Origin of the sequence: Pigmentiphaga sp. GD03639, assembly GCF_029845405.1 — a bacterium.
Classification (GTDB): domain Bacteria; phylum Pseudomonadota; class Gammaproteobacteria; order Burkholderiales; family Burkholderiaceae_B; genus Pigmentiphaga; species Pigmentiphaga daeguensis.
Window position 1 is genome coordinate 1 of sequence record NZ_JAOCLR010000035.1, and the last position, 26840, is coordinate 26840.

General features: G+C 67.1%; 25 protein-coding genes, 1 tRNA gene and 1 pseudogene. 13 read left to right on the top strand and 14 right to left on the bottom strand.

Annotated features, from left to right (window positions below; translation table 11 throughout):
• From N5K27_RS24915 to N5K27_RS24930, 4 genes are all read right to left on the bottom strand, one after another.
• Positions 1 to 461 (bottom strand): cation diffusion facilitator family transporter (locus N5K27_RS24915; protein WP_279819920.1); only part of this gene is annotated, 461 nt, incomplete at its 3' end.
• A gap of 115 nt (positions 462 to 576) precedes the next feature.
• A complete protein-coding gene (locus N5K27_RS24920; protein ID WP_087841271.1) occupies positions 577 to 1281 on the bottom strand; it encodes a hypothetical protein in 705 nt (234 codons plus the stop codon).
• A gap of 86 nt (positions 1282 to 1367) precedes the next feature.
• Positions 1368 to 2018, bottom strand: a complete 651-nt coding sequence (locus N5K27_RS24925) for a carbonic anhydrase (RefSeq protein ID WP_087841272.1) — start codon at positions 2016 to 2018, stop codon at positions 1368 to 1370.
• A gap of 95 nt (positions 2019 to 2113) precedes the next feature.
• Positions 2114 to 2563 carry a hypothetical protein gene (locus tag N5K27_RS24930; RefSeq protein ID WP_132980294.1) on the bottom strand — a complete coding sequence of 150 codons (450 nt, stop codon included), beginning with the start codon at positions 2561 to 2563 and terminating at the stop codon, positions 2114 to 2116.
• 322 nt (positions 2564 to 2885) lie between these two features.
• Here N5K27_RS24930 and N5K27_RS24935 point away from each other — a divergent pair, with 322 nt between their 5' ends.
• Positions 2886 to 3182: a hypothetical protein gene (locus N5K27_RS24935; protein ID WP_279819924.1), complete on the top strand. Its 297-nt coding sequence runs from the start codon at positions 2886 to 2888 to the stop codon at positions 3180 to 3182.
• A gap of 16 nt (positions 3183 to 3198) precedes the next feature.
• On the opposite strand, the gene N5K27_RS24940 is transcribed toward N5K27_RS24935, so the two are convergent.
• A complete protein-coding gene (locus N5K27_RS24940; RefSeq protein ID WP_279819926.1) occupies positions 3199 to 4185 on the bottom strand; it encodes a tripartite tricarboxylate transporter substrate binding protein in 987 nt (328 codons plus the stop codon).
• Positions 4186 to 4537: 352 nt separating this feature from the next.
• Here N5K27_RS24940 and N5K27_RS24945 point away from each other — a divergent pair, with 352 nt between their 5' ends.
• From N5K27_RS24945 to N5K27_RS24985, 9 genes are all read left to right on the top strand, one after another.
• Positions 4538 to 5452, top strand: a complete 915-nt coding sequence (locus tag N5K27_RS24945; protein ID WP_279819929.1) for a LysR family transcriptional regulator — start codon at positions 4538 to 4540, stop codon at positions 5450 to 5452.
• A 146-nt stretch (positions 5453 to 5598) separates the two neighbouring features.
• Entirely contained in the window at positions 5599 to 6411 is an 813-nt protein-coding gene (locus tag N5K27_RS24950; RefSeq protein ID WP_087841277.1) for a TauD/TfdA family dioxygenase, read from the top strand.
• 161 nt (positions 6412 to 6572) lie between these two features.
• On the top strand, positions 6573 to 7205 hold the full coding sequence (locus tag N5K27_RS24955; protein WP_087841278.1) for a diguanylate cyclase: 633 nt from the start codon (positions 6573 to 6575) through the stop codon (positions 7203 to 7205).
• A 162-nt stretch (positions 7206 to 7367) separates the two neighbouring features.
• The gene (locus N5K27_RS24960) at positions 7368 to 7685 is read left to right on the top strand and encodes a co-chaperone GroES (protein WP_087841279.1); all 318 of its coding nucleotides are present in this window, start codon (positions 7368 to 7370) and stop codon (positions 7683 to 7685) included.
• Positions 7686 to 7711: 26 nt separating this feature from the next.
• Entirely contained in the window at positions 7712 to 9334 is a 1623-nt protein-coding gene (gene groL, locus N5K27_RS24965) for a chaperonin GroEL (protein WP_087841280.1), read from the top strand.
• Between the two features lie 183 nt (positions 9335 to 9517).
• Positions 9518 to 10681 carry a Gfo/Idh/MocA family oxidoreductase gene (locus tag N5K27_RS24970; RefSeq protein WP_087841281.1) on the top strand — a complete coding sequence of 388 codons (1164 nt, stop codon included), beginning with the start codon at positions 9518 to 9520 and terminating at the stop codon, positions 10679 to 10681.
• On the top strand, positions 10678 to 11868 hold the full coding sequence (locus tag N5K27_RS24975) for a dihydrodipicolinate synthase family protein (RefSeq protein ID WP_279819936.1): 1191 nt from the start codon (positions 10678 to 10680) through the stop codon (positions 11866 to 11868). The genes N5K27_RS24970 and N5K27_RS24975 overlap by 4 nt, the downstream gene beginning before the upstream one ends.
• A gap of 5 nt (positions 11869 to 11873) precedes the next feature.
• A complete protein-coding gene (locus N5K27_RS24980; protein ID WP_279819939.1) occupies positions 11874 to 12749 on the top strand; it encodes a sugar phosphate isomerase/epimerase family protein in 876 nt (291 codons plus the stop codon).
• 426 nt (positions 12750 to 13175) lie between these two features.
• On the top strand, positions 13176 to 13679 hold the full coding sequence (locus tag N5K27_RS24985) for an MgtC/SapB family protein (RefSeq protein WP_087841284.1): 504 nt from the start codon (positions 13176 to 13178) through the stop codon (positions 13677 to 13679).
• Between the two features lie 10 nt (positions 13680 to 13689).
• Here N5K27_RS24985 and N5K27_RS24990 read toward each other — a convergent pair whose 3' ends face one another.
• The 3 genes from N5K27_RS24990 to imuA are packed head-to-tail and all read right to left on the bottom strand — an operon-like array spanning position 13690 to position 18998.
• Positions 13690 to 16860, bottom strand: coding sequence for an error-prone DNA polymerase (locus N5K27_RS24990; RefSeq protein ID WP_347945545.1), 3171 nt, complete (start codon positions 16858 to 16860; stop codon positions 13690 to 13692).
• Positions 16853 to 18322, bottom strand: coding sequence for a DNA polymerase Y family protein (locus N5K27_RS24995; RefSeq protein ID WP_279819942.1), 1470 nt, complete (start codon positions 18320 to 18322; stop codon positions 16853 to 16855). The genes N5K27_RS24990 and N5K27_RS24995 overlap by 8 nt, the downstream gene beginning before the upstream one ends.
• Entirely contained in the window at positions 18252 to 18998 is a 747-nt protein-coding gene (gene imuA, locus N5K27_RS25000) for a translesion DNA synthesis-associated protein ImuA (protein WP_087841058.1), read from the bottom strand. The genes N5K27_RS24995 and imuA overlap by 71 nt, the downstream gene beginning before the upstream one ends.
• A 151-nt stretch (positions 18999 to 19149) precedes the next feature.
• Here imuA and N5K27_RS25005 point away from each other — a divergent pair, with 151 nt between their 5' ends.
• Positions 19150 to 20454 carry a pyridoxal phosphate-dependent aminotransferase gene (locus N5K27_RS25005; RefSeq protein ID WP_233146089.1) on the top strand — a complete coding sequence of 435 codons (1305 nt, stop codon included), beginning with the start codon at positions 19150 to 19152 and terminating at the stop codon, positions 20452 to 20454.
• Here N5K27_RS25005 and N5K27_RS25010 read toward each other — a convergent pair.
• Both N5K27_RS25010 and N5K27_RS25015 read right to left on the bottom strand, forming a co-directional pair.
• Entirely contained in the window at positions 20451 to 21638 is a 1188-nt protein-coding gene (locus N5K27_RS25010) for an alpha/beta fold hydrolase (protein WP_279819950.1), read from the bottom strand. The two genes, N5K27_RS25005 and N5K27_RS25010, sit on opposite strands and share 4 nt — an antisense overlap.
• A 51-nt stretch (positions 21639 to 21689) precedes the next feature.
• Positions 21690 to 22664 carry a tripartite tricarboxylate transporter substrate binding protein gene (locus N5K27_RS25015; protein ID WP_279819952.1) on the bottom strand — a complete coding sequence of 325 codons (975 nt, stop codon included), beginning with the start codon at positions 22662 to 22664 and terminating at the stop codon, positions 21690 to 21692.
• Between the two features lie 121 nt (positions 22665 to 22785).
• Between N5K27_RS25015 and N5K27_RS25020 the strand changes: the two genes are divergently transcribed.
• Positions 22786 to 23703 (top strand): LysR family transcriptional regulator, encoded by a 918-nt coding sequence (locus tag N5K27_RS25020; protein ID WP_279819954.1) that lies wholly within the window; start codon positions 22786 to 22788, stop codon positions 23701 to 23703.
• Positions 23704 to 23723: 20 nt separating this feature from the next.
• Here N5K27_RS25020 and rnhA read toward each other — a convergent pair whose 3' ends face one another.
• The 4 genes and pseudogenes from rnhA to N5K27_RS25040 form a co-directional block, all read right to left on the bottom strand.
• Entirely contained in the window at positions 23724 to 24191 is a 468-nt protein-coding gene (gene rnhA, locus N5K27_RS25025) for a ribonuclease HI (protein ID WP_279820009.1), read from the bottom strand.
• A 93-nt stretch (positions 24192 to 24284) separates the two neighbouring features.
• Positions 24285 to 24404: pseudogene (locus tag N5K27_RS25030) on the bottom strand (DUF5710 domain-containing protein); the annotation flags it as partial.
• Positions 24405 to 24592: 188 nt separating this feature from the next.
• Positions 24593 to 25900 carry an MATE family efflux transporter gene (locus N5K27_RS25035; RefSeq protein ID WP_279820010.1) on the bottom strand — a complete coding sequence of 436 codons (1308 nt, stop codon included), beginning with the start codon at positions 25898 to 25900 and terminating at the stop codon, positions 24593 to 24595.
• A 178-nt stretch (positions 25901 to 26078) separates the two neighbouring features.
• A tRNA-Asn gene (locus N5K27_RS25040) sits at positions 26079 to 26154 on the bottom strand.
• A 73-nt stretch (positions 26155 to 26227) separates the two neighbouring features.
• On the opposite strand from N5K27_RS25040, the gene N5K27_RS25045 reads away from it, so the two are divergent.
• On the top strand, positions 26228 to 26827 hold the full coding sequence (locus tag N5K27_RS25045; protein ID WP_087841064.1) for a YigZ family protein: 600 nt from the start codon (positions 26228 to 26230) through the stop codon (positions 26825 to 26827).
• The last annotated feature ends 13 nt before the right edge of the window (positions 26828 to 26840 follow it).

The following is a 26840-nucleotide window of genomic DNA, read 5'->3' on the forward strand; positions in this document are numbered from 1 at the left end:
ACTACGTCGGTCCACAGGTGGCGGCCGTCGGCGACCAGCGCCGGCGAGTGCCAGCGGCGCCCGTAGCGCATCAGCAGGGTGCCCCAGGCGCCGTTGATCAGGGTGGCGCCCAGGTTGATCGCCATGCCCAGCACCGGCGCGTCGAGCGGGCGGGGATTCATGAAGCCCTGGTAGGCCTCGCGCAGGATGGTCAGCGCGGCGAACACGATCAGCGTGCTTTCCAGGACCGCGGACAGGTACTCGGCCTTGTTGTGGCCGTAGGGGTGGTTGGCGTCGGCGGGCATGGCGCTGACCGACAGCGCGACCACGGTGATGACGGCCGTGGCCACGTTGATGATGCTTTCCAGCGCGTCGGAATACAGCGCGATGCTGCCGGTGAGCCGGTAGGCGAGGTATTTCAGGCCAAGGACGGCGATCCCGACGACGATGGTGATCACGCCGAATCTCGTGGCGCGTGTCATGGGGACTCCGTTTGCCCGTGGCGCGGGGCGGACAGGACGGGAGGGAGCATGGGCTCGGGCAGGCGTGCGGATCCCGGCATTCTAGCCGGGTCCGCGCGGTTTGCGTGCCCGCCGCTCAGCGGCCGCCCAGGCCGGGCAAGAGGCCCCGCAGGTCGGGTATCTGGAACGAGCCGCCGGGCATTTCGAAGCGCGAAGGCGGGGGCGCGCGGTCGTCCAGGGTCTCGACCCGGAAGCGGTCGCCGAAGCGCAGCAGGCCCAGCCGATCGGCCTGCAGGCGCCGCGCCAGGTCGTCGGCGCCGGGCGGAAGCAGCGTGCCCGACAGCGAGGCCAGGCTGCGGCCCAGTTTCAGCGCCGCGGCGGTCAGTTCGCTGGCCGCCGGCGCCGAGGTCAGGACCAGTTCTTCGGTGCGCCGCTGCCGGCGGCCGTCCTCGTAGGTCAGCACGTAGACGGTGCCGCCCAGTCCGGCCACGGTTTCGCTGCGCGTGGTCGGTTGCAGGGAGACGATGGCGCTGACCTGTTCAAGGGCGGCCGTCGGGCTGGGCATCAGGCCGCCCGCCATGCGCATCAGGTCGGCCGCTTCCATGACCACCTGCTGCCCGTTGACGCGGCTGACGGCGTAGATCTTGTCGCCGCGGGCCAGCAGGTAGTTGTTGGGGCTCTGGGGCGAGGCCGCCCGCAGATTGTTGCCGGCGTATTCGACCGAGGCGGAGAAAGGCTGCCCCCGGTCGTCCAGCCCGGCCAGCCGGGCGGTCCCGGCGGCGTGGGCGAGCAAGGGTAGGGACAGGGACAACAGCGCCGTGGCGGCGATACGTAACATCATGGTCCAGGCTCCATGCGCAGCGGCCGTGCGCGGTGCAAACCGCTTGGACCGCCGGCGCCGGATGACGTTGCGTAAAAATTGTTGCCCTAGTCCAGCGGCAGCGGGCTTTCGGAGACGGGATGGAACTCGCCGGTGGCCGGGTCGCGCACCATCAGCACGCCGGTGGCGACGCCGAAATAGGCCCCGTGCAGTTGCAACTGGCCTCGTTCCACCAGGATGCGCACGCAGGGGAAGGTCATCAGGTTGTTCAGGCTGTGTTCGACCGTGGCCAGTTCCAGCTGCCGGATGTACATGCCGGGGTTTTCGCCAGGCGGGACGGTGCGTTCGACCACCGGGGCGATCTGCTGCATCCACTTGCCGATGAAATCCCCGGGCGACAGCGGGTCGGCGCTGTTGGCGAAGGCCGAGACGCCGCCGCACAGCGCGTGGCCGAGCACGACGATGTGCTTGACGCGCAGCGACTGCACGGCGAACTCCAGCGCCGCGCTGGTGCCGTGGTAGTGCTGGGTGATGCCTTCGTAGGGAGGGACGAGGTTGGCGACGTTGCGGACCACGAAGATCTCGCCGGGGCCGGCGTCGAAGATGACTTCCGGGGCCACGCGGGAATCGCAGCAGCCTATGACCATGATTTCGGGCTTCTGGCCCTTTTCGGCGAGCGTCTTGTAGCGGGTGCGTTCGTCGTTGAAGCGGCCGCCCAGGAAAGAGCGGTAGCCGTCTGTGAGTCGTGCTGGGAACATGCTTCACCTGTTGCTGGCCCGCCCTGGAGGGGCGGGGAGCATCATGATACCAGCCGCCGCTTTTCCCGGATGCTGGGGGATGCCCGGGGCCGCGCTCAGCGCGCGGAGTCCTGGGCGGCGCGCAGGCTGACGACGGCTTGGGACAGCAGGTGCAGCGGGTCTTCCGACGCCACGACGGGAACGTCGTTCAGCGTCAGCACCAGGACGCCGGCGGGCAGTTCGATCAGCTTCAGGGAGCCGGGAGGGATGGCCAGCCCCGCCTTGGGCGCGATGATCTTGAGCGTGGTCAGCAGCGCCGCGATCTCGTCGTGTTCGTAGATGGGATGCCAGTGCGACAGGCGGTCCATCACCTCCTGATACAGGGATTCCCCGGGGCTTTGCAGCGACTGCTCGACGCCGAAGATCTGGGCGCTCCAGAGCCCGCGTTCGTCTGTTTCGATGGTGATGGCGCCGGCCGGGATGTCCGGACGCAGTGGGTGCACCACTGCCCTGAGGTGGGCTTCCGCAGTGGGGCGGGTCTCGCGCGTCGTGGGAGGAATGCGCATGGCGGAGTCCGTTCCGATTTGGGTCCAGCTTAGCCGCATGGCCGGTCGCGAGGGGTTACAGCGCCGTTGCGGTTTTTTCCGGGTTTAACAGCTTGGTTGCGTCGGCGGGCCGTGTCGCGCGCGGCGCAACGAGCGGCGCGGCGCTGTGGAGTTCGCGGCCGCGCTTCTATATGCTTGCCTGCTGGGCAGACAACGACAAATTACGAGGATTGCGGAATCCATGAGAACGGTGCTCGCGGGACTCGCGACCGCTGTGACGATGGGGTGCGCCATGACCGGTCACGACCGGGCAGGTGTCACGACTTCGGGGCAGGAGGAGTGCGTGACCAGTCGTGACGTGAAAGAGGTCATCGTCCGGCTCAGGGACATGGGATGGACCGCCCAGCGCACGATCGACGCCGTGCTTTCGAACTCTCGCCTGGACGATGCCGAGACCCGTACCTGGTTCATCGGGCTGGTCTCGGAAATCTACGAGGGCAGCACCTCGCTGGCCGAGGTCGACGCCGACTATGTCGCCTGCGTGAAATCCCTGTCTCCCCAGGCGCCGCCCGTGCAATCCGCATCGGCCGGAAAGGCGGCGCCCGCGGCCGGAGGGCCGCGCGGCGACTCTCCGGGCTAGGGGGAAGGGCCCAGGCTTATTCCGGCTGCACGCCCGCGGCCTGCGCCACGTTGCGCCAGCGCGCGACCTCGCTGCCGACGAAGGCGGCGAACTGTTCCCTGGACATGGGCTTGGCGACTTCGCTGCCGGTCTGCTCGATGCGCGCGATGTAGTCGCGATCGGCGGCGACCTTGGCGATCTCGGCGTTCAGGCGCGACGCGATGTCGGCGGGCAGGTTCGCGGGGCCGAACAGGCCGGTCCAGGTCGTGACGTCCAGCCCCTTCAGGCCGCTTTCCTTGAAGGTGGGCACGTCGGGCAGCGCGGCCGAACGCTTGTCGCTGCTGATGGCCAGCGCCCGCAGCTTGCCGGCGCGCACCGAGGCCAAGGTGTTGGGAATGGTTTCCAGCATGAGCTGGACCTGTCCGCCCAGCAGGTCCGGCATGGCGGCGCCGCCGCCCTTGTACGGAACGTGGACGATCTCCACCTTGGCTTCCGACTTGAACAGCTCGCCGGCCAGGTGCGAGATGGCGCCGATGCCCGCCGAGGCATACGACAGCTTGTCGGGGTTGGCGCGGGCGTAGTCGATCAGGCCCTGCAGGTTCTTGACCTGCAGCGAGGGGTTGACCACCAGGACCAGGGGGCCGTCCTGCAGGCGGCCGATGGCGGTGAAGCTCTTGGCGACGTCGAAGGGCAGGGTCTTCTTGAGCACCGGGTTGATGGCATGGGTACCGATGGTGCCGAACAGCAGCGTGTAGCCGTCCGGCTGCGCCCGCGCCACGTAGTCCGAGGCGATGATGCCGCCCGCGCCGGGCTTGTTCTCGATGATGACCGGTTGCCCCAGGCGCGCGGCCAGCGAGGCGCCGAAGGCGCGGGCCAGGATGTCGGAGGAGCCCCCCGCGGCGAAGGGCACCACCATGGTGACGGGGCGGGTCGGGTAACCCTGCGCGCTGGCGGCTCCCGACAGTCCGAGGGACGCGAAGGCCGCGGCAACACAGGTTCGCAGCACGTATTTTCTCAATGCCATGGTGAATGCTCTCTGGACGAAAAAAACGAAGGAAGAAAATATCCGGCCGGTTCCAGGCGGATAAAGGGTGATTATTCCGGCCCCATGGACGGGAATATTATTGATGTCTCTTCCGTTAATAATCCGCGCAATCCGGGGATGGTTTGCGCAGGCCATCGGATTCCCACGAAAAACAGTTTCGACACCTGGCCGTCAAACCGGATGTCGTGTTTCGTGTATGGTCCAATGGTTAATAGGTGACACACTATAAGCGCGCGTCGAACCGTGTCAAGACCTTCTTGCCAAATTACGGCCTTAGCTGGAAGATAGCAACAAGCTATGCGAATACTGCATTTCTGTTAGACCGAAAACCATGGATTTCAAGCAGCTCGAATACTTCGTCCGCGTGGCCGAGCATGGCAGTTTCAGCCGCGCTGCCGCGGCGCTCGGCCTTGGACAGCCTTTCCTGAGCAGGCAGATCCGCCAGCTCGAGGTGGACCTGCGCAAGACCCTGTTCCATCGCCATGGGCGCGGCATCGTGCTGACCGATTCGGGCGAGCAGTTCCTGTTGTTCGCCCGCAGCGTGCTGCAACAGCTGGATGCGGCCACCCAGGTGCTGTCGCGGTCGGAAACCGAAATCACCGGCAGGGTGGTCATCGGCATGCCGCCGTCCCTGGGCAGGGTGCTGACCGTGCCGCTGGTGCGCGCCTTCAGCGAGCGCTTCCCGCTGGCGCGGCTGACCATCGTCGAGGCGCTGAGCATGACGCTGTACGAACGCCTGATCTCCGACAAGCTGGATGCCGCGTTGATGTACGACCCGGCCGTCTCGACCCTGACCGAGATCGAGCCCCTGGTGCGCGAGCCGCTATGCCTGATCCTGCGCAAGACCGAGACGGCACAGGAGAGCCGGCCCCTGGCCTTTTCCCACCTGGCCGAGCACCGGCTGATCTTCCCGTCCGAGCCGCATCCGCTGCGGATGCTGGTCGAGGCCGAGGCCGCGCGGCAGGGCATCGCGCTGGATATCGCCTTCGAGATCGACGGGGTCGAGGCCATCGTGGCGCTGGTCGACAAGGGCTTCGGCGCGGCCGTGGTGCCCTACAACCTGGTGCGCGCGGGCATGCCGGGCACCGACCTGCGCATCTGCCCGCTGGTCGAGCCCGTGGTGGGCGGCGTGATTGGGTTGGTCACGCACAGCCGGCGGCCGCCCACGCTGCTGACGGCCAAGACCGTGGACCTGCTGCGGCAGACGGCGGCGGAAACCCTGGTGGGCAGCGAACCGGTTGCGTGAGTAATGCGAAAACTGCATAACAACTAGTCGAACTGAAGGCTAGCAGGATCGCGGCCCAAGAGGGATGATTTCACCCATGCCGACCGGGTCGCCGGTGGCCGCCGGGCGTGTCCGGTAGTTTGTCATTGCGGAATCAGGAAAACATCATGAAATATGAAGCCATCACGGTCAAACCCATATCCCCGCATATAGGCGCGGAAATCGGGAATATCGATCTGACCCGCCCGCTGTCCGACCAGGAGGTCAAGGAACTGCACGCGGCTTTCATCGAATACCAGGTCATTTTCTTTCGTGACCAGAAAATCAGTTTCGAGGACCAGATCCGCACGGCCGAATATTTCGGCACGCTGGGCAAGCACGTCGGCGTCAACACCATCAGCAAGACCACCGATAATCCCCTGGTGCGCAAGTTCCACTACGACGAGACCTCCAAGCAGATCTCGGGCGAGAACTTCCACAGCGACCAGTCCTGTGCGCCCATCCCGCCGCTGGGCAGCATGCTGTACAACCACACGGTGCCTCCGCACGGCGGCGGCGACACCATGTTCGCCAGCATGTACGCTGCCTACGACGCGCTGTCGCCCCGGATGAAGACCTACCTGGAAGGCCTGACCGCCACCCATGACGGCACGCGGGTCTTCGGTCCCGGCACGCCGATTTCCTCGCACCCGGTCATCGTGCGCCATCCCGAAAGCGGCAAGAAGCTGATTTTCGTCAACACCGATTTCACGTCGCACATCAACGAACTGCCCCGCCTGGAAGGCGACCGCATCCTGCAGTTTCTGATCGACCATTGCAACAAGCCCGAGTGGACCTGCCGCTTCCGCTGGGAACCGCATTCGATCGCATTCTGGGATAACCGCTGCACGCACCACAAGGCCATCTGGGACTACTGGCCCAACGTGCGTTCGGGTTTCCGCGTCCAGGTCGAGGGCAAGGAAGCCCCCGTGGCCGGCTGATTCTTTTTTCGTTGTCGTTGTTGTTGCCTGTGTTGGCGGCCTGCGTTGCAGGCCGCCTTTTTTCATTTCGGGCGGCTTGAAGCGGGCGCCATGCCGCGATAAATTTTTCCGCATGGCGGGCCGTGGCCGCATGCCGGCCCGCGTATCGAATCGGAGGCCTGATGAACGTCTTTGAAACGATTGCGGCCCAGGCGGCCGCCATGAAACTTCCCATCTATGCGGTTACCGCCGCGACCGTGCCCAGACGGGACGCGCCCATTCTCCTCATCATCCACTGGCATGGCTTCGCGCGCGAGACGCCGCTGCGGCTGGACGATTTGCCGCTGCCGCCGCGATCGGTGGCCGGTTCGGCCCTGCAGATCGATGCGCCGGGGGAGGGCATCGAGTCGGCCGAGCAGGCGCTGCTGGACGCCGCATGGCAACTGGGAGCCTGGGATCTCGAGCGCGTGGTGAAGCGCCCCTGGTGGCGGCTGGGGGCTCCCGCCAGTGAGGCCTTGGCGGGCCACCGGGCGTTCGGCGACTATCCCGACGCCGACAGCGCCGATCCCGGCGTCGTCATGGAGGCTCCCGACCGCGACGAGCTGATGCGGGCGGCCGCCCATCGCGGCTATGTGCGGTGGCTGTTCCGCCCTCGCAAGAGCGGGCTGTGGCAATGGGTAGAGGACGAGGACAGCACGCTGGACGGGACGGGGGGCCGCGAGCCGCCTTGCCCGGTGCTGCCGTATCCGCTGGAGGCGGGCCGCGCGGGGCGCGCCGTCTATCGGCTGGGCCGGGTGGATCGGTTGATCATTTGATGTAGCAATTTGATACAAACACCGTGCGCATCCCCCTCTTGAAGCGCACGCAGCCGCTCCTATTTTTCGATCCGCAGCGAGCCGCTGCCGGCACCGGCGACCTTGCACGGACGGTGCCGACATCCCCTTTCTGATGATTTGCAATCGCTTAGGAGATTGATCATGAAGATTCGTCCCCTTCACGACCGGGTTATCGTCAAGCGGATCGAACAACAACGCAAGACGGCCTCGGGCATCGTGATCCCGGACACGGCGGCGGAGAAGCCCGAGCAGGGCGAGGTCGTCGCGGTGGGGCCAGGCAAGTCCCTCGATGACGGCAGCGTGCGTCCGCTGACGCTCAAGGTCGGCGACCAGGTGCTGTTCGGCAAGTACGCCGGGCAGACCGTGAAGATCGACGGCGAGGAGATTCTCGTCATGCGCGAGGAGGACGTGCTGGGCGTGCTGGAAGGCGCCCGGGACGAACTGAAGAAGGCCGCCTGACGATCCGTCACCACGAGGAGAAAGACATGAGTGCGAAAGACGTCCAATTCCATGATGGCGCCCGTGCCCGCATCGTGCAGGGCGTGAACATACTGGCCAATGCCGTCAAGGTCACGCTGGGGCCCAAGGGACGCAACGTGCTGCTCGAACGCAGCTTCGGGGCGCCGGTGGTCACCAAGGACGGCGTGTCGGTGGCCAAGGAAATCGAACTCAAGGACAAGTTCGAGAACATGGGGGCCCAGATCGTCAAGCAGGTCGCCTCCAAGACCGCCGACGTCGCCGGCGACGGCACCACCACCGCCACCGTGCTGGCCCAGTCCATCGTGCAGGAGGGCATGAAATACGTGGCCTCGGGCATGAACCCGATGGACCTGAAGCGCGGGATCGACAAGGCCGTGGCCACCGTCGTCGAGGAACTGCGCAAGCTCTCCAAGCCCATCTCGACCAACAAGGAGATCGCCCAGGTGGCGGCGCTGTCGGCCAACTCCGACGAGGCCGTGGGCACGATCATCGCCCAGGCGATGGACAAGGTGGGCAAGGAAGGCGTCATCACCGTGGAAGACGGCAAGTCGCTGGAAAACGAACTGGACATCGTCGAGGGCATGCAGTTCGACCGCGGCTACCTGAGCCCGTACTTCATCAACGATCCCGAGAAGCAGGTCGCCCACCTGGAGGATCCGCTGATCCTGCTGCACGACAAGAAGATCTCCAGCATCCGGGATCTGCTGCCCGTGCTCGAGGCCACCGCGAAGGCCGGCAAGCCTCTGCTGATCGTGGCCGAGGACATCGATGGCGATGCGCTGGCGACGCTGGTGGTCAATGCCATGCGTGGCGTCCTGAAGGTCGCCGCGGTCAAGGCGCCCGGCTTCGGCGACCGCCGCAAGGCGATGCTGGAGGATATCGCCATCCTGACCGGCGCCACCGTCATCTCGGAAGAGACGGGCCGGCAGCTCGACAAGGCCACGCTGGAGGATCTGGGCAGCGCCAAGCGGGTCGAGGTCCAGAAGGAAAACACCATCATCATCGGCGGGGCCGGCGAGCAGTCGCGCATCGACGCCCGCGTCAAGTCCATCCAGGCGCAGATCGAACAGGCCACCAGCGACTATGACCGCGAGAAGCTGCAAGAGCGCGTGGCCAAGCTGGCCGGCGGCGTGGCGGTCATCAAGGTGGGCGCCGCGACCGAAGTCGAGATGAAGGAGAAGAAGGACCGCGTCGACGACGCCCTGCATGCCACCCGCGCCGCGGTGGAAGAGGGCATCGTGCCGGGCGGCGGCATCGCGCTGCTGCGTGCCCGGGCCGCCGTCGAGAAGCTCGAGGGCGCCAACGCCGACCAGCACGCCGGCATCCGCATCGTGCTGCGCGCGCTCGAGGCGCCGCTGCGCGCCATCGTGGCCAACGCCGGCGAAGAGCCCTCGGTGGTCGTGTCCAAGGTGCTGGAAGGCAAGGGCAACTTCGGCTACAACGCCGCGACGGGCGAATATGGCGACCTGGTCGCCATCGGCGTGGTCGATCCGACGAAGGTGACCCGTACGGCGCTGCAGAACGCGGCGTCCATCGCCGGCCTGATCCTGACCACGGACGCCACCGTGGCCGAGCTGCCCAAGGAAGAGAAAGCCCCGGCGCCCGCCGGAGGCGGCATGGACTTCTAAGCCGCCGCAGCGTTCCAACCCCTGTCGACCGCGCCGTATTCCGGCGCGGTTTTTTTGCGCATTAGGGTTTCTCCCGCTGTTCCCGAGCCGCGGCCGCCGTTGACATCCGATCGCGACATCGTCACTATTCACCAAATGGTGAATTAAGTGCAGACCCGCACACAGTCGACGACGGAGACACGCATGGCAACACAACGACTCGGCCTGATCATGCACGGGGTGACCGGCCGCATGGGCATGAACCAGCACCTGATCCGGTCCATCGTGGCCATACGCAAGCAGGGCGGCGTCACGCTGTCCAACGGCGACAAGGTCATGCCCGATCCCATCTTGGTCGGCCGCAATGCCGAGAAGATGGAAGCCCTGGCCAAGGCCCACGACATCCCGCGCTGGGGCACGGACCTGGACAAGGCCCTGGCCAATCCGGACGATTCCGTGTTCTTCGACGCCGGCACGACGCAGATGCGCCCCACGCTGCTGGCCAAGGCCATCCGCGCCGGCAAACACGTGTATTGCGAAAAACCCATCGCCACCAACCTGAACGAGGCGGTGGAGATCTGCCGCTTGGCCGAAGGCTCCGGCCTCAAGCACGGCGCGGTGCAGGACAAGCTGTTCCTGCCGGGCCTGCGCAAGCTGGACATGCTCAACAAGGCGGGCTTCTTCGGCAAGATCCTGTCGGTGCGCATCGAGTTCGGCTACTGGGTGTTCGAGGGCGACCTGCAGCCCATCCAGCGGCCCTCCTGGAACTACCGCACCGAGGACGGCGGCGGCATCATCCTCGACATGGTCTGCCACTGGCGCTACGTGCTGGACAACCTGTTCGGCGAAGTGCAGGCCGTGTCCTGCCTGGGCAAGACGCACATCCCCACGCGCTGGGACGAAGCCGGCAAGCCCTACCAGGCCACCGCTGACGACGCCTGCTACGCCACCTTCGAACTGGCCGACGGCGTGGTGGCCCAGGTGAACAGTTCGTGGACGACCCGCGTGCGGCGCGACGACCTGGTCACCTTCCACGTCGATGGCACGCATGGCTCGGCCGTGGCGGGGCTGACCGACTGCCGCACGCAGTCGCGCGTCAACACGCCCAAGCCGGTCTGGAACCCGGACGTGAAACAGACCATGCCGTTCTTCGAACAATGGCAGGAAGTGCCCGACACCCAGGTCTACGACAACGGCTTCAAGATCCAGTGGGAGCACTTCATCCGCCATGTGGTCGAGGATGCGCCGTACCGCTGGACGCTGCCCGAGGGCGCCAAGGGCGTGCAACTGGTCGAGGCCGCGCTGCAAAGCTGGAAGGAACGGCGCTGGGTGGACGTGCCCCGCCTGGACGTCGGAGCCCGGCGATGAGCCTGTCCATCAACCTGCCGTCGGCCGGTGGCCTGCGGCGATACGCGCTGCGCGACCGCGCGCCGTTCCAGGCGCCGCCCGCCGGCGCGCAGTTCGATCGCATCGCCTATTCGGCGGCGCACGTGGTGGCCGATCCCCTGGCGGCCATCGACCCGTGGCTGCAATGCGCCGTGGACTGGGACGCCACCATCGCCTACCGCCAGCGCCTGTGGGCGCTGGGCCTGGGCGTGGCCGAGGCCATGGACACCGCGCAGCGCGGCATGGGCCTGGACTGGCCGACTTCCCTTGAGTTGATCCGCCGCTCGCTGGACGCCGCCCGCGACGTGCCGGACGCGCGCGTGGCCTCCGGCTGCGGCACCGACCACCTGGCGCCCGAGGATGCGCGAAGCATCGACGACGTGATCCGCGCCTACGAAGAACAGATGGCCGCCATCGAAGGCCTGGGCGGCCGCCTGATCGTCATGGCCAGCCGCGCGCTGGCCCGCGTGGCCCGCGGCCCCGCCGACTACGAACGCGTCTACGACCGCATCCTGGGCCAGGCCCGCGAACCCGTCATCCTGCACTGGCTGGGCGACATGTTCGACCCCGCGCTGAAGGGCTACTGGGGCAGCGGCGACGTGGATGCCGCCATGCGGACGGCGCTGGGCGTGATCGCCGCGCACCCTGACAAGGTCGACGGCATCAAGATCTCGCTGCTGGACAAGGACAAGGAAATCGCCATGCGCCGCCGCCTGCCGGCCGGCGTGCGCATGTACACCGGCGACGACTTCAACTACGCCGAACTCATCGCCGGCGACGGCCAGGGCGAACTGCCCAACCACCGCCACAGCGACGCGCTGCTGGGCATCTTCGACGCCATCGCCCCGGCCGCCAGCGCGGCGCTGGCGGAACTGGCGGCCGGCAACGCGGACGCCTTCAACCGCATCCTGGCGCCCACCGTGCCGCTGTCGCGCCACATCTTCAGCGCGCCCACGCGCTTCTACAAGACCGGTGTCGTGTTCATGGCCTGGCTCAACGGCCACCAGGACCACTTCGCGATGGTGGGCGGGCAGCAGAGCGCGCGGTCGCTGCAGCATTTCGCCGAGCTGTTCAGGCTGGCGGATGGGGCGGGGTTGCTGGAGCAGCCTGAGCTGGCGGTGGGGCGGATGAAAACATTGCTGGCGATGCACGGCGTGGATGGAGACTAAGCCTCATGCGAGATTTTTCCCAGGATCATGATTGGATGTCCATCAACACGGCCACCGTGCGCAAATCGCGCGGCCAGGAAGTGCCGCTGCTGGACATCCTGGACGCCTGCGCACGCCACGGCGTGCGCGCCATTTCCCCGTGGCGCGACCAGGTCGCGGCGGCAGGGCTGGAACAGGTGTCGCGCGTCGTGCGCAGCCACGGACTGGCTTTATCCGGCTATTGCCGGGGCGGCATGTTCACGGCGTCGGATGATGCAGGCTTGACGCGGGCGCGCGACGACAACCGCCGGGCCGTGGACGAGGCCTGCGAACTGAACGCCGCATGTTTGGTGCTGGTGGTGGGCGGGCTGCCAGGCGGCTTGCAGGGCAAGGCCGAGTACCACGACATCGCTCGCGCTCGGGCGCAGGTCACCGAAGGGATCGCGCAATTGCTGGAGTATGCGCGTGAACGCAAGATGCCCATCGCCATCGAGCCGCTACATCCGATGTATGCGGCGGATCGGGCGTGCATCAATACGCTGGAGCAGGCGCTGGATGTGTGCGATCTGCTGGATCCTGCGGGTAGCGGGGATATTGGCGTGGCGGTGGATCTTTATCACGTCTGGTGGGATCCGAAGTTGCAGGCGCAGATCGAGCGGGCGGGGCGGAAAAGGCTATTGGCTTTTCACGTTTGCGATTGGCTTACGCCTACCACCGATCTGTTGAACGATCGGGGCATGATGGGAGATGGGGTGATCGAGATTCCCAAAGCGCGGGGGTGGGTCGAGGCGCAGGGGTTTTCGGGGTTTAGTGAAGTGGAGATATTTTCGTATCGGTGGTGGGAGCTTGATACCGATACGATTTTGAGGACTTGCATCGAGCGGCATCGGTCGGTGGTGTAGGGGCGAGGGGAGGGCAGTGTCGGTGGCTCTGATATGCTTGAGCGCGTCACGTGCTCAAGTTTTCGGAGTGCCGTGTTGCCCAAATCTCCTGCTGACAACGTCATTTCCCTGTATCGGGAGCATGCCGCTGCGTTCGAGAAAAATAGAAATCATGAATTCATCGAACGTGCGTGGCTGAACCGGTTTCTGGATCTGCTTCTTGGCTCTCGGCCGGCTGTCCTAGATATCGGTTGTGGCAACAGGGCACTGATGGCTCGTTATCTTATCCAGAAGGGATGCAGGATAACTGGGGTGCATACGTCGCTGCCCTTGCTCGCGCATGCGCGAGCTGGATCTACACCTTGTTACGAGCGTGAATGCTCTGTGACTGCGCATCCCACCCGCCTACCCGTAGGCTGACGATTATCCGAATAAAAAAGGCCAGCTATGGACGCCCCCCTCTGGACCCAAATCTGGACCGCCGCCTCCAGCGAATTCTCCGACATTCCCGACGTAGCCGAACTCACCCGCGTTTTCGTCCGCCTCCTAGTCGCCATGACCCTGGGCGGCCTCCTAGGCCTGGAGCGTGAACTACGCGGCACCTCCGCCGGCCTGCGCACCCACATGCTGGTCGCCGTGGGCGCCGCGCTGTTCGTCCTTGTTCCCCTGCAAGGCGGTATGGAGGTGGCAGACATGAGCCGCGTCCTGCAAGGCGTCATCGCCGGCATAGGCTTCCTCGGCGCCGGCGCCATCCTCAAATCCAACGGCCGCGAGATCCACGGTCTGACCACGGCGGCCAGCATCTGGCTGACAGCCGCCATCGGCATCGCGGCGGGCATGGGGCGCGAGGTGACCGCCATCGTCAGCACGTTGTTCGCGCTGTTCATCCTGGCGCTGCTGCGCAAGCTGACGCACGACCGAGGCCAGCCGAAGCACGAGGACCATCAATAGGGAACGGCTTTCAATGGAAATTCCGGCTCGACACCACCAGCCTGCCCAATAGCGGCGTCAGGTCCACCAGCCGCTTGGCCAGCAAATGCTGGACGCCCTGGTGCGACTGCCAGGTGCCGTACACCCCCAGCAGCGGCGCGCCGACCAGTTCCCGGCGCTGGCTTTCGACCAGTCCCGGCCAGACGATGACGTTGACCTGGCCGGTCTCGTCTTCCAGCGTGACGAAGACGGCGCCCTTGGCGGTGCCGGGACGCTGGCGCACGGTCACGATGCCGCAGGCGCGGGCCAGGCGGCGGTCGGGGTAGGTCTTCAATACCTCGGCCGGCATGAAGCCGCGACGGGCCAGGCGGTCGCGCAGCAGGGCCACGGGGTGGCGGCGCAGCGTCATCTTCAGGGATTCGTAGTCGGCGCGGATGTCGTCGGCTTCGTTGGGCGCGTCGAGCAGCGGCGCCTGTTCGTGCACCATGGCGTCGCGCAGCAGGTCGCGCTGGGGGACGCTGTCGATGGCTTCCCACAGGGCGGCGCGCCGGTGGCCGGACAGGGCACGCAGCGCATCGGCGGCCGCCAGGGCCTGCAAGGCGTGGCGGTCGAGATCGGCGCGCCGGCCCAGGTCGGTGGCGTCCTGGAAGGGCGCCTGTTCGCGCGCGGCCTGGATGCGCAGGCCGGTTTCTTCGGACAAGCCCTGCACCTGGTTCAGTCCAAGCCGCACGGCGGGGCGTTCGCCGCCGGTGTCTTCCAGGGTGGCGTCCCAATTACTGACCAGCACGTCGACGGGCAGGACGACCACGCCATGGCGCTGTGCGTCCTGGATGAGCTGGTAGGGCGAGTAGAAGCCCATGGGCTGGCTGTTGAGCAGCGCGGCCAGGAAGGCTTCGGGTTCGTGGCACTTGAGCCAGGAGCTGGCATAGGCCAGCAGTGCGAAGCTGGCTGCGTGCGATTCGGGAAAGCCGTATTCGCCGAAGCCCTGGATCTGGCGGCAGATGGCCTGGGCGAATTCGATGTCGTAGCCGCGCTCGAGCATGCCGGCTACGATTTTCTCGTAGTGTTTTTCCAGTCGGCCCTTGCGTTTCCACGCAGCCATGGAGCGTCTCAACTCATCGGCCTCGCCTTCGGTGTAGCCGGCCGCGCGCATGGCGATCTGCATGACCTGCTCCTGGAAGATGGGAACGCCGCAGGTGCGTTCCAGCACGTCCTTCACGTCGGGGCTGGGGTAGTCGATCTCTTCCGGTTTTTGGCGGCGGCGCAGGAAGGGATGCACCATGCCGCCCTGGATGGGGCCGGGCCGCACGATGGCGATCTGGATGGTCAGGTCGTACAGGTTGCGCGGCCGCAGGCGGGGCAGCATGCTCATCTGCGCGCGGGACTCGATCTGGAAGACGCCTATGGTGTCTGCCTTGCAGATCATGTCGTAGGTGGGTACGTCGCCATGCTTGATGGCATAAAGTTCCAGCGTGTGCCGCCGCCGCTGGCTGGCGAATTCAAGCGCGCGGCGCAGCGCCGTCAGCATGCCCAGGGCCAGCACGTCCACCTTGAGCAGGCCTACGGCATCGAGATCGTCCTTGTCCCATTGCACGACGCTGCGGTCCTTCATGGCCGCGTTCTCGATGGGGACCATGCGCGACAGGGTGCTGTGCGACATGACGAAGCCGCCGGGATGCTGGGACAGGTGGCGGGGAAAGTCCAGCAACTGCTCGGTCAGGTTCGCCCATAGTTTCGCTTCCAGCGATTCGGCCGCCAGACCGCATTCCTGGAAACGCAGCAGCAGGTTGTTCCTGCCGTCCCACCATTGATGGGCCTTGGCCACGCGATCGACCAGGGCCAGATCCATGCCCAGGGCGCGCCCTACGTCGCGCAGCGCGCTGCGCGAGCGGTAGGCGATGACGACGGCGGTCAGTGCTGCCCGGTCGCGGCCGTATTTTTCATAGATGTACTGGATGACTTCTTCGCGGCGCTGGTGCTCGAAATCGACGTCGATGTCAGGGGGCTCGTTGCGTTCTTTGCTGATGAAGCGACCAAACAGCAGATCTATGTTTTCCGGCGCGACCGCGGTGATGGCCAGGCAATAGCAGACGGCGGAATTGGCGGCCGAGCCGCGTCCCTGGCAGAGGATGCCGCGTCCGACGGCGAACTTGACGATGTCGTAGACCGTCAGGAAATAGGCCTCGTAACGCAAGTCGGCGATCAGCGCGAGTTCTTTTTCCAGGCGGTCCCGGACCCTGTCGGGAATGCCCTCGGGATAGCGCTTGTGCGCACCGGCATAGGTTTCGCTACGCAGGTAGGAGGTGGGCGTATGCCCGGCCGGCACGAGTTCCTCGGGGTACTCGTACCGCAGTTCATCGAGGTCGAAGGTGCACAGCCGAGCGATCCGCACGCTTTCCCGCAAGGCCTCCGGAGGATAGGTCCGAGCCAGGTGCACGCGTGCCCGCAGATGCTGTTCGGCATTGGCCGCCAGCGCGTATCCGCAGTCGGCCACGGACCGGCGCATCCGAATGCCGCACAGGACATCGTGCAGTGGCTTGCGCGAGCGCACGTGCATTTCCACCTGGCCTGTGGCGACCACCGGCAGGCCGTGCGCGCGAGCCACGCTTTCCACCGTGGCTCGGTGGCGGGGATCGTCCGCGCGATTGGGCAGGTTCAGCGCCAGCCAGCATCGGTCGGGGAAAGTAGCGGCCAGCCATGCGGCGTGCCCATCCAGGCGGGAGGGCTCGAGTCCATGGTCTGGAACGAGCAGGGCCAGGCAGTCCGGCATGCCGCGCAAATGCGCGTGCCGAGTATCAGGGTGGGCAAGATCGTCCGGTCGCAATTGGTAGCTGCCCTTGGCCGCGTGCGAGCGGGCCAGCGTGATCAGCTCGGACAGGTTGCCATAGCCGTCCTTGTTCATGGCCAGAAGTACCAGTTGCACGGGCAGGGGACCGGCATCGTCCTCCAGCCGGAACTGGCTGCCCAGGATCAGCGGCAGCTTCTGCTTTTTGGCCTGCACGTGCGCGCGGACGACGCCGGCCAGGGAACATTCGTCGGTGATGGCCAGCGCGCTATAGCCCAGGTCCACGGCGCGCGCCACCATTTCCTCGGGCCAGGACGCGCCCCGCAGGAAGGTGAAGTTGGTCAGGCATTGCAGCTCGGCATAGTCGGGAAGCTGGGTGCCGGGTAGGGAAGCGGGCAGGTCCATGGCGTCAGGCATACAGGCCGTGGAGATACCAGCGCGGTTCCTCCAGCGCCTGGTCGAGGTAGATCCAGTAGCGGATGCGGTCGGTGCTTTCGGCCACGAAGTAATCGCGGGCGACGGGCGCCCCGTCCCACCAGCCGCTTTCGATGCGCTCGGGGCCACGCACCAGGCGCAGCGGCGTGCCGTAGTAGGGGCGGTGCTGGCGCATGACGAGGGGGATGGGCTGGCGCAACAGCCACAAGGGCCGTTCGGCGGCGAAGCCGCAGGCTTCGGCATCGGGCCGGCCACGATCCAGGGCCGGCAGCCAACGGCTGGCGACCTCGGGGCGATGGTCGGCCAGGGGGCGGGCGGCCAGGACCCGGTCCGGGCCCAGGCGCGCCACCAGCAGTTCAAGCAGGCGGTCATGGTCGGCCGGTGTGCCGCCGGGATCGGTGAACAAGGTTTCGGAAGGGGTGGCGCGCGGCACGATGGCATCGGCGTGCAGGCCGATGGCGATGGCAGGCGCCTCCATCGCCAGCCGGTCCAGGTGTTCCTTGAGCAGGCGCAGCAGATGGTCGGCCTCCCAGCCCGGATTGGCCAGGGACACGGTCAGGCGGGTAGGAGGACGGGCGTATCGGCCGCGTTCATGTTCCAGGACCAGAACGATGGCATTGGTCGCGGTCTGGCTGGCGTGTAGCCAGCCCGCCAATTGCTGGACAAGGCGTCGAGCCACGACAAGGACTGCGGGAGCGTGGTCGATGCGAAAGAGCAATTCCACGCGGGCCGAGAACTCGGGTGGGGCCTGGACCCAGGTGAACAGCTCCGGCTTGCGGCCGCAGGCCTGGTCCAGCAAGTCGAGCAGTTCGCGGCCGCACCGGCGTTGCAGGCCGGATCGAGGCAGTTTCATCAGGGCCGCCACTGTGCGGCAGCCGATACCGTCCAGCCAGTCGCGATGCGGCCGTGCAGGAGGCAGCAGCAGGCAGGGCAGGTTCGCTATCCGGCGTATCAGGGGCGTCTCCCGCAGGACGCGTCGCGGTCCCGGCGTGGCGCGTGCCGCCAGCAACCAGGCGCCGTGTGCCGTGGGACCCATGCCGAGGCGAGCGTGGCAGCCGAGCTGGCGCAAGCTGTCGCGTATGCGTCGGCACAAGGCGGCAGGACCGCCGAAGACTCGCAGGCCGGCGCCCACGTCCAGCAGCAGGCTGGCATCGGGGCCCAGTGCCACCTCGGGGGTATATTGCAGCATGGCCAGCGCGGCGGCCTCCAGCAGCTGTGTCTCGCGCGCCGGATCGCGTTGGAGGAACTCGGCATGGGGTGCCAGCGCGCCGGCCCCTTTTTTGCGCATGCCGGGCCGTACGCCCAGCCGGCCAGCTGCGGGTGTCACGGCCACTACCGCTTCGTGGTCCAGCACCACGATCACGGCTGCCGGATCATCCTGCCAGAGCGGGTTCAGGGCGTCGAGGCTGGGCTGCGTCAGGTAGACGCTGATCCACAAACGCATGGCGAGGCTCGGAGGAAGGCTGGCCGCTGCCGAAGGCGGGCGCCGGCGGCGCGAGCGGCAGCAGCAGCGGCGTTTCGTGATGGGGGCCGCGGCGCTTCAGGATGGTCACGCTGAGATGGTCGCCCGCGGGCCGCAGCAGCAGGCGTAGCGGCGACGGCGACGAGGCGCGCGCGGCATCGGCATGGCGGAACATGAAGAAGGCGGTGTCGCCCGCCTGCGCCGCAAGGTGCAGCCGACGCAGGGCACTGGCCGGTGGCCGGGCGGACCAGTACAGCAGGGCGCCGCAACTGCCGTGCTGCAGGATGCGTTCGGCGGCCCACAGGGCATCGGCAGCCTGACTGGGATCGATCCACAGCAACTGGCTGGCGGGAAAACGATGCGCCAGCCAGGCTTGCGCGCAGGGCGCGTGAGGCGGATGCAGCAGCACGATGCTGCGCCGGGCGGGCAGTTGCCGCAGGGCGGGCAGGAGCAGCCGCATTTCGCCCAGACCGGGTTGTGCCAGCAGCAGTTCGGTCAGACTGCCCAGGGGCCAGCCTCCGCCGGGCAGGTGGCGGGACAGGTCGGGATGGCCGGTTTCCAGGCCCGGACGGTTGGCGCGCGCGAGTTGCGAGCCGCGCCAAAGGAGCGGGTGGATGGCGGCATGGGCCGTGGCGGACGAGATTCCGAAGGCGGACATGAGCCGGCAAACATGAATGATTACTGTATAAATATACAGTATTTGAGGGAAGTGGCGGCGGCATCCCTGTCTTTCGGCATGCCGTGTCCCGGTTCTGGTATCGTGGCTTGGCCGAGTTGTTGCTGTAATCCCTAGGAAAGACCGTTCATTCATGAAACCCATCAACAAATCGAACAAACTAGCCCACGTCCTGTACGACATCCGCGGCCCCATCATGGACAGGGCCAAGCAGATGGAAGACGAAGGCCAGAAGCTCATCAAGCTCAACATCGGCAACCTGGCCGTGTTCGGTTTCGACGCTCCCGAGGAAATCCAGCTCGACATGATCCGCAACCTGCCCAACTCGGCGGGCTATTCGGACAGCAAGGGCATCTTCGCCGCGCGCAAGGCGGTCATGCACTACACCCAGGCGCAGGGCGTGCAGGGCGTGACACTGGAAGACATCTACCTGGGCAACGGCGCCTCCGACCTGATCGCGATGGCCACCAACGCGCTGCTGGACGACGGCGACGAGTTGCTGCTGCCCGCGCCGGACTACCCGCTGTGGACGGCGGTCGTGAGCCTGTCGGGCGGCACGCCCGTGCACTACCTGTGCGACGAGGCCAAGGGCTGGATTCCCGACCTGGACGACATCCGGGCCAAGATCACCCCGCGCACCAAGGGGATCGTGGTCATCAACCCGAACAACCCGACCGGCGTGGTCTATCCCGACCACGTGCTGCAGGAGATCGTCGCCATCGCGCGCGAGCACGGGCTGGTCATCCTGGCCGACGAGGTCTACGACAAGGTGCTGTACGACGACGCCCGCCACACCGCGCTGGCGAGCCTGTCCACCGACGTGCTGACGCTGACCTTCAACTCGCTGTCCAAGAGCTACCGCGCCTGCGGCTACCGCGCGGGCTGGCTGGTGGTCTCGGGCGACAAGCGCGCCGCGCGCGATTACATCGACGGCCTGAACATGCTCGCCAACATGAGGCTGTGCGCGAACGTGCCGGGCCAGTGGGCGATCCAGACCGCGCTGGGCGGCTACCAGAGCATCAACGACCTGGTGGCCCCGGGGGGCCGGCTGCGCCAGCAGCGCGACCTGGCCTATGAATTGATCACCGCCATTCCCGGCGTGACCTGCGTCAAGCCGCAGGCCGCGCTCTACATGTTCCCGCGGCTGGATCCCGAGGTGTATCCCATCGAGGACGACCGCCAGTTCTTCCTGCAGATGCTGGAAGCCACGCGGGTGATGCTGGTGCAGGGAACGGGGTTCAACTGGCCGCATCCCGACCACTTCCGCATCGTGTTCCTGCCGCACGAGGCGGATCTGCGCGAGGCCATCGGCCGCATCGCCAAGTTCCTCGAGGACTACCGCCTCAAGCACGCCAGGAAGGCGCCGGCGTCGCCCGAGGCCGGCGCGGACGATCGTGCCGTCGTCGTGCCGGCCAAGTTCGGGGCGAAGGCCGGCTAGCGCGGGCGTCGATCCTGCGGGCGCTGCCCAAGCTCCCGCATGGTTGCGCCGATCCAGTCAGCGATGGCGTCCACGCCCAGCGCCAGGTTGTCGACGCTGCAATGCTCGGCGCCGCCATCGCGCAGCGTATGGACGAACAGCTCCGCCTTGGGGCTGTTCACGCATTCGGCGACCAGGCGTTCGGCCTGGACCAGCTTGATCTGCCGGTCGTTCTCGCCGTGCGTGACCAGGATGGGGCAGCGTATGCGATGCAGCACGCCCTCCAGCGTCATGCGGTCCGCCGTGGCCAGCAGGCCTTCCATGGTGGTCTGGCCGAACACCCACATCACATGTTCCCAGTAATGCGGAACGGGTAGCCGCGGGTCCTGGCTCTGGTGGCGGTAGCGCTGGGTCGCGCCCCAGTCGTAGTTGGCGCCCCAGGCCACGCAGCAGCGCAGGCGGGGTTCGAAGGCGGCGGCGCGCGGCGCGTGATAGCCGCCCAGCGACAATGCCATGATGCCGATGCGCGAGGCATCGACGTCGTCGCGTCCCTCCAGGTAGTCGACGCAGGCCGAGGCGGGCACCTCGGCCTCGGGGAAATTGGTCAGGCCCTGCAGGCGCAAGGCCTCGCCCACGCCGGGGTTGTCCACCAGCAGCACGGACACGCCGCGCTCGCGCAAGGCCTCGCCCATGCCCATCAGGTACAGGATCTCCTTGGTCACGTCCAGTCCGTCGAAATGCACCATGCAGGGCGCGCCGCCGGGCGGTATCTCGCGCGCCGGGACGTACAGGGCCGGCAGGGTGGTGCCCTGGTAGGGCACGTCCACCCATTCGACGGGCTGGCCGGTCAGCTCGGCGTAGCGCCGAAAGCACTCGAGCATGTTGCGGAAGGCCGCGTCCCGGCCAGGGAAGCGCGGCGCCTGCATGCGTTCGGCCTGCACGTAGTAGATGGCGGCGCGCTTGAACTTGCGGCCCGCGCTGTAGGTGCGATCGTGCTGGAGGTCCTGCTGCGCCAGCGCCTTCACGCGGTCGGCCAGCCCGGTCCAGGCGGCGAACAGGATCTCGGCCGCATGCGGGTCGCCGCGGCGCGACGCTTCCTTGACGGGGCCGGAGGCGTCGTCGAGCTCGCCGATCTCGGCGCCCATGCCGAGCGCCAGGTTGACGGCCATATTCCAGGTGTAGTTGTCGCCGAAGTATTCAAACATGGTCGATGTCCATTCGTGGTTGCGTGGAAAGTGCGGTGGCGCCGGCGAAGGTCAGTCGGCCTTGATATTCTTCTCGGCGATCAGCCTGGCCCACATCGATTGCTCGGCGACCAGGTCCCTGGCGAATTGGTCGGGCGGCTGGAGCACGAGGTCGTAGCCGTCTTTTTGCAGGCGGGCCTGCATCTCGGGCATGCGCATGACCCGGGCGATCTCCGCCGCCAGCTTGTCCCGTATGCCGGCGGGCAATCCCTTGGGCGCGAAGACGCCTTGCCAGACGTAGGCCTCCACCGGGACGCCTTCCTCGCGCATGGTCGGGATGTCGGGGATGGCGGGCGAGCGCTGCGCGGCGGCCAGCGCCAGTCCCCGCATCTTGCCCGCGCGGACCATGGACTGCGAATTGCCGACGGAGTCGCACAGGAAGTCCACCTCTCCGGCGATGACCGAGGTCTGTGCCGGCCCCGCGCCCGAATAGGGCACGTGCAGGGCCTTGATGCCCGCCGCATCCAGCATCTGTTCGCAGGCGAGGTGGCTGCCGCCGCCGGTGCCCGCGCTGGCGTAGCTCAACGCGCCTTGCCGGGACTTGGCCAGGGCGAGGAATTCCTTGAAGGTCCTGGCCGGCAGCTTGGCCGAGGCCACCAGGTAGGCGGGAAAGCGCAGCGCCTCGGTGATGGGCGTGAAATCGGCGGCCGGGTCGAAGGTGTGCTGCCTGTGCAGCAGCGGGCCGATGACGTGGGCGCTGTTGGTGGTGTAGAGCAGCGTGTAGCCGTCGGCTGGCGCATCCTTGACCAATCGGCTGCCGATCAGGCCGGTGGCGCCGGCGCGGTTGTCCACGATCACGGGCTGGCCCAGCGCCTCGCCCAGCAGCTTGCCGGCCAGGCGGGCATAGGTATCCGTGGAACCGCCCACGGGGAAGGGCACGATCAGCCGGATCGGCCGGGTGGGATAGGCCTGCGCGCCCGCCGTGGCCGCGATCAGCAGCGACGCGGCGGCAAGGACAAGGCGCGGCGCGATGAGATGGCGTTGCATGGTGTCTCCGTCTTGTTCATGTGCCAGGACATTCTGGACGGACTCGCGGCGCAGGAGAAATGCCGTTTTTCGGGGCGAGCTATAAAATAATTCGATAGCGAAAACGCATGGCGAGGCAGCGATGGATCTGGTTCAACTCCGGTATTTCGTGCGCGTCGCGCAGTTGAAGAGCTTCACGAAGGCCTCGGTGGCGCTGCACATCGCACAGCCCGCGCTGACGCGGCAGGTGCTGCTGCTGGAGGACGAACTGGGCGTGCAGCTCCTGTTCCGCCACAGCCGCGGCGTCGAACCGACCGAGGCCGGCATGCGGCTGCTGTCGGGAGCCGAGGCCATCTTCCGATTGGTGCGCGAAGTCCGCGCCAACGTCATCGCGTCCAGCACCACTGTCGCCGGCACGCTGCGGATCGGCTTTCCGCCTTCGTTGGGCGGCTTCGTGATCGGCACGGTCGCGGCCGCGTTCCAGAAGATGTACCCGCAGGCCACGTTCGACCTGTACGAGGGCCTGAGCAACGAATTGCGCGACCGGCTGCTGGCCGACAGGCTCGACCTCGCGGTATTGGCCGGGGGCGCCAATCCGCTGCTCGTCAGCACGCACCTGTGCGACGAGGAGTTCTGGGTGATGATGCCCCGCCGCCGCAAAAGCCGGCATGCGCTCAGGACCTACTCGCTGAAGGAGTTGGCCGGGCTGCCGCTGATCCAGCCCGGACGCGCGCAACTGGCGCGCCAGCACATCGAGAGCGAGGCCGCGCGCCTGGGCGTGGCGCTGAACGTGACGGTGGAGACCGATGCCTTCCAGGTCATCAAGGATCTCGTGCGCCGCGGGGTAGGGGCCCACATTTCGCCGTACTCCGGCATAGGCGCCGACATCAAGCGCGGGGACTTCGACGGCGGCCCGGTGAAGGGCCTGTTTCTGTCGCGCTATCTCGTGCGGCGCATCGATCGGCCCATCAGCCTGGGCATCACGAAGTTCCAGGAGATCCTGGTCGACACGCTCAGGGACCTGGGGGCTTCTGACCGGGCGATCCGGCTGCCTGCCTGAGGTCCGCCGATAGCCGGCCGTTATCCTGCGGCGCCGTGCTCGGCCACGATGCGCACCACCACTTCGCCGCGGCCGGTACGCTTGGCGTGGTCCAGCCCTTCGTTGGCCAGCGCATCCGCGCGTTCGTTGCCGCGATGCCCGCTATGTCCGCGCACCCACCGGAAGGTTGCGCGATGCCGGTCGGCCTCGGCGATCAGCGTCTTCCACAGCTCGACGTTCTTGACGTCCTTCCAGTTCTTGCGTACCCAGCCGTGGCGCCATTGCGTCATGCCGTTCACGACGTATTGCGAGTCGGTGTAGACGACCACCTCGCAGGCCTGCGGCAGCCAGCGCAGCGCCTCGATGGCGGCGGTCAGTTCCATGCGGTTGTTGGTGGTGTCGGGCGAGCCGCCGAAGATTTCCACGGTGGCCTCGGTGGTGCGGATCCACGCGCCCCAGCCTCCTGGGCCGCCGGGGTTGCCGCGGCAGGCGCCGTCGCAGTAGACGATGGCGCCGCCGGCCGGGGGCGTTTCGTCCCCCGTGGGCTGCGGCGCGGGGGGCGCCTGAGCTGGCGAGGGCGCGTCGGCATCCAGCCAGCGCTGGAAGGGCGCGGCATCGGCGCCGTCCTTGACGTACCACTTCTTCTGCGCTGGCGACCATCTGGCCCCGAGCGCCTTGGCTTCGTCTTTCTCGGCAAAGGGCACTTTCAGCCAGACAACCATGGAGTCACCAATTCGATGCAAGGGGCGAGACCTTAATCGGCGCGGCAAGCGGTTGTCAAGGCGGCTCGCCGGGAACGGGCCTTGCTCATTTCGTGGGCGGGGAACCTCGGAGCCTGCTGTGATGCGGGTCGCTTCGTCCTGTTCCAGGGCTGTCCCCAACGTTGTCCACAGGATGCGGGGATAACTGGTTACACGTTGTCCAGCCGTGCGGCCGGCCCGGTCCGGAACTCGCGATAGAGCGTGCGCGGCGCGGCCAGGTGCAGCGTCAGGCCGCGCAGGGCATTGAAAGCAAGGAAGGACAGCCACAGTCCATGGTTGCCCAGCCGCGGCAGCAAGCCCAGCGACAGCGCCAGGAACGCCGCGCCGCAGACCAGCATGGCCCGCATCAGCGCGCGGGTCTGGGTGGCGCCGATGAAGATGCCGTCGTACAGGTAGGCCGCGACCGAGGCGATGGGCGCCAGCGCCAGCCAGGGCAGGAAGCGGCCGGCGGTCTCGCGCAGCGCCGCCTGGTCGGTCAGCAGGCTCACTATCCATGGACCCACGGCCAGGTAGACCAGGGCATAGGCGAGCGCGCCGGCGAAGGCCCAGCCCATGCACAGCCGCACGGCGCGCCGCAGGCCCGGGCGGTCGCCCGCACCCACGGCGGCGCCCACCAGCGCCTCGGCCGCATGGGCGAAGCCGTCCAGGCCGAAGGCCATGAAGGTCAGGAAATTCAGCAGCAGCGCGTTGGCGGCCAGGACCATGTCGCCCTGGGTGGCGCCCAGGTGGGCGAACCATCCCATGCTGGCCAGCAGGCAGGCCGTGCGTACGAAGATGTGGAAATTGATGCCGACCAGGCGCCGCATCGCGGCGGCGTCGCGCAAGACCGCCAGGCGCAGTCGCGGCCAGGCGGCGCGGTGCGAGCGCCACAGCAGGATGCCGCCCGTCAGCGTGCCGGCGCCGTCGGCCACCGCGGTCGCCGCGCCTATGCCCGCCACGCCCAGGCCGAAGCCATGCACGAACAGCAGCACGGCGCCCAGGTTGACCACGTTGATCAGGATCTGCAGGGCCAGCGCCAGCCGCACGCGCTGGCACCCCAGCAGCCAGCCCAGCACCACGTAGTTGACCAGCGCCAGCGGCGCCGCCCAGATCCGGCCCGAGCAATACGCGATGGCCTGGCGCGTGGCCTCGGCGCTGCCGCCCAGCAGGCCCAGCACCAGCGAGATCAGGGGCCGCTGCAACACCAGCAGCGCCAGGCCGATGGCCAGCGCAAGGGATACCGCCCGCACCACGCTGGCGGCCAGCGCCTGTTCGTCGCCCTTGCCCCAGGCCTGGGCGACGAGCCCGGTCGTGCCCATGCGCAGGAAGCCGAAGCCCCAGAACAGGAAGCTGAAGAGCAGGCCCCCCAGCGCCACGCCAGCCAGGTATTCGGGGCCGGGCAGGTGGCCCGCCACGGCGGTGTCCACCGCGGACATCAGGGGTTGGGTCAGGTTGGCGAGGACGATGGGCAGGGCCATCGCAAGCACGCGCCGATGGGTGAGGGGGGAAGCGTTGGCTGGCACGTGTTGTCTCTGACGTGTTGTCTCTGTTTATTGGTCCCTGTTTTTTTATTGGTCCCCGCATTATCCCTGCCGAGCGACCGGACCGCACAAATGAAAACGGACGCCCGGGGGCGTCCGTTTTCATTTTTAATCTTGGCTCCCCGAACTGGGTTCGAACCAGTGACCTGCGGATTAACAGTCCGTCGCTCTACCGACTGAGCTATCGGGGAAAGTAGCCCGCAAATATAGCAGAAAAATGACGTTCGTCAAAGCAAGGCGCAAGGGGCGCGGTAAACTCGCCGCATGAGTTCCCTCTTCACGCTCGAGGCGCCTTGCAGCTACCGCGAGGAAGTTCGCAAGAGCCGGTTCGTCGCCCACGCGGCGCCCGTGGCCAGCGCCGACGAGGCGCTGGCTTTCTTCGCCCGGCATGCCGACCCCACGGCCACGCATAACTGCTGGGCCTATCGCATCGGCGCCGCGTACCGTTTCAACGACGACGGCGAGCCGGGCGGGACGGCCGGCCGCCCCATCCTGCAGGCCATAGACGGGCAGTCCTGCGATCGCGTGGCGGTGCTGGTGGTGCGCTGGTTCGGCGGCACGCTGCTGGGCGCGGGCGGCCTGGCGCGCGCCTATGGCGGCTGCGCGGCCAACTGCCTGCGGCTGGGGCGCCGGGTGCCGCTGCTGGACCTGGCCGAGGCCGAGGTCGCCTGCACCTTCGCCGAGCTGCCGCTGTTCAAGGCGCGGCTGAAGGAGCACGGCGCCGAGGTCCTCGGCGAGCTTTTCGACGAACAGGGCGCGACGCTGGCATTGAGCGTGCCGCGGCCGCGCCTGGAGGCGCTGCGAACGATGCTGTCCGACCTGAGCCGGGGCCGCGCCGTCCTGGCCGTGCGGGACGAGGCGTGAGGGGGGGGCCGTT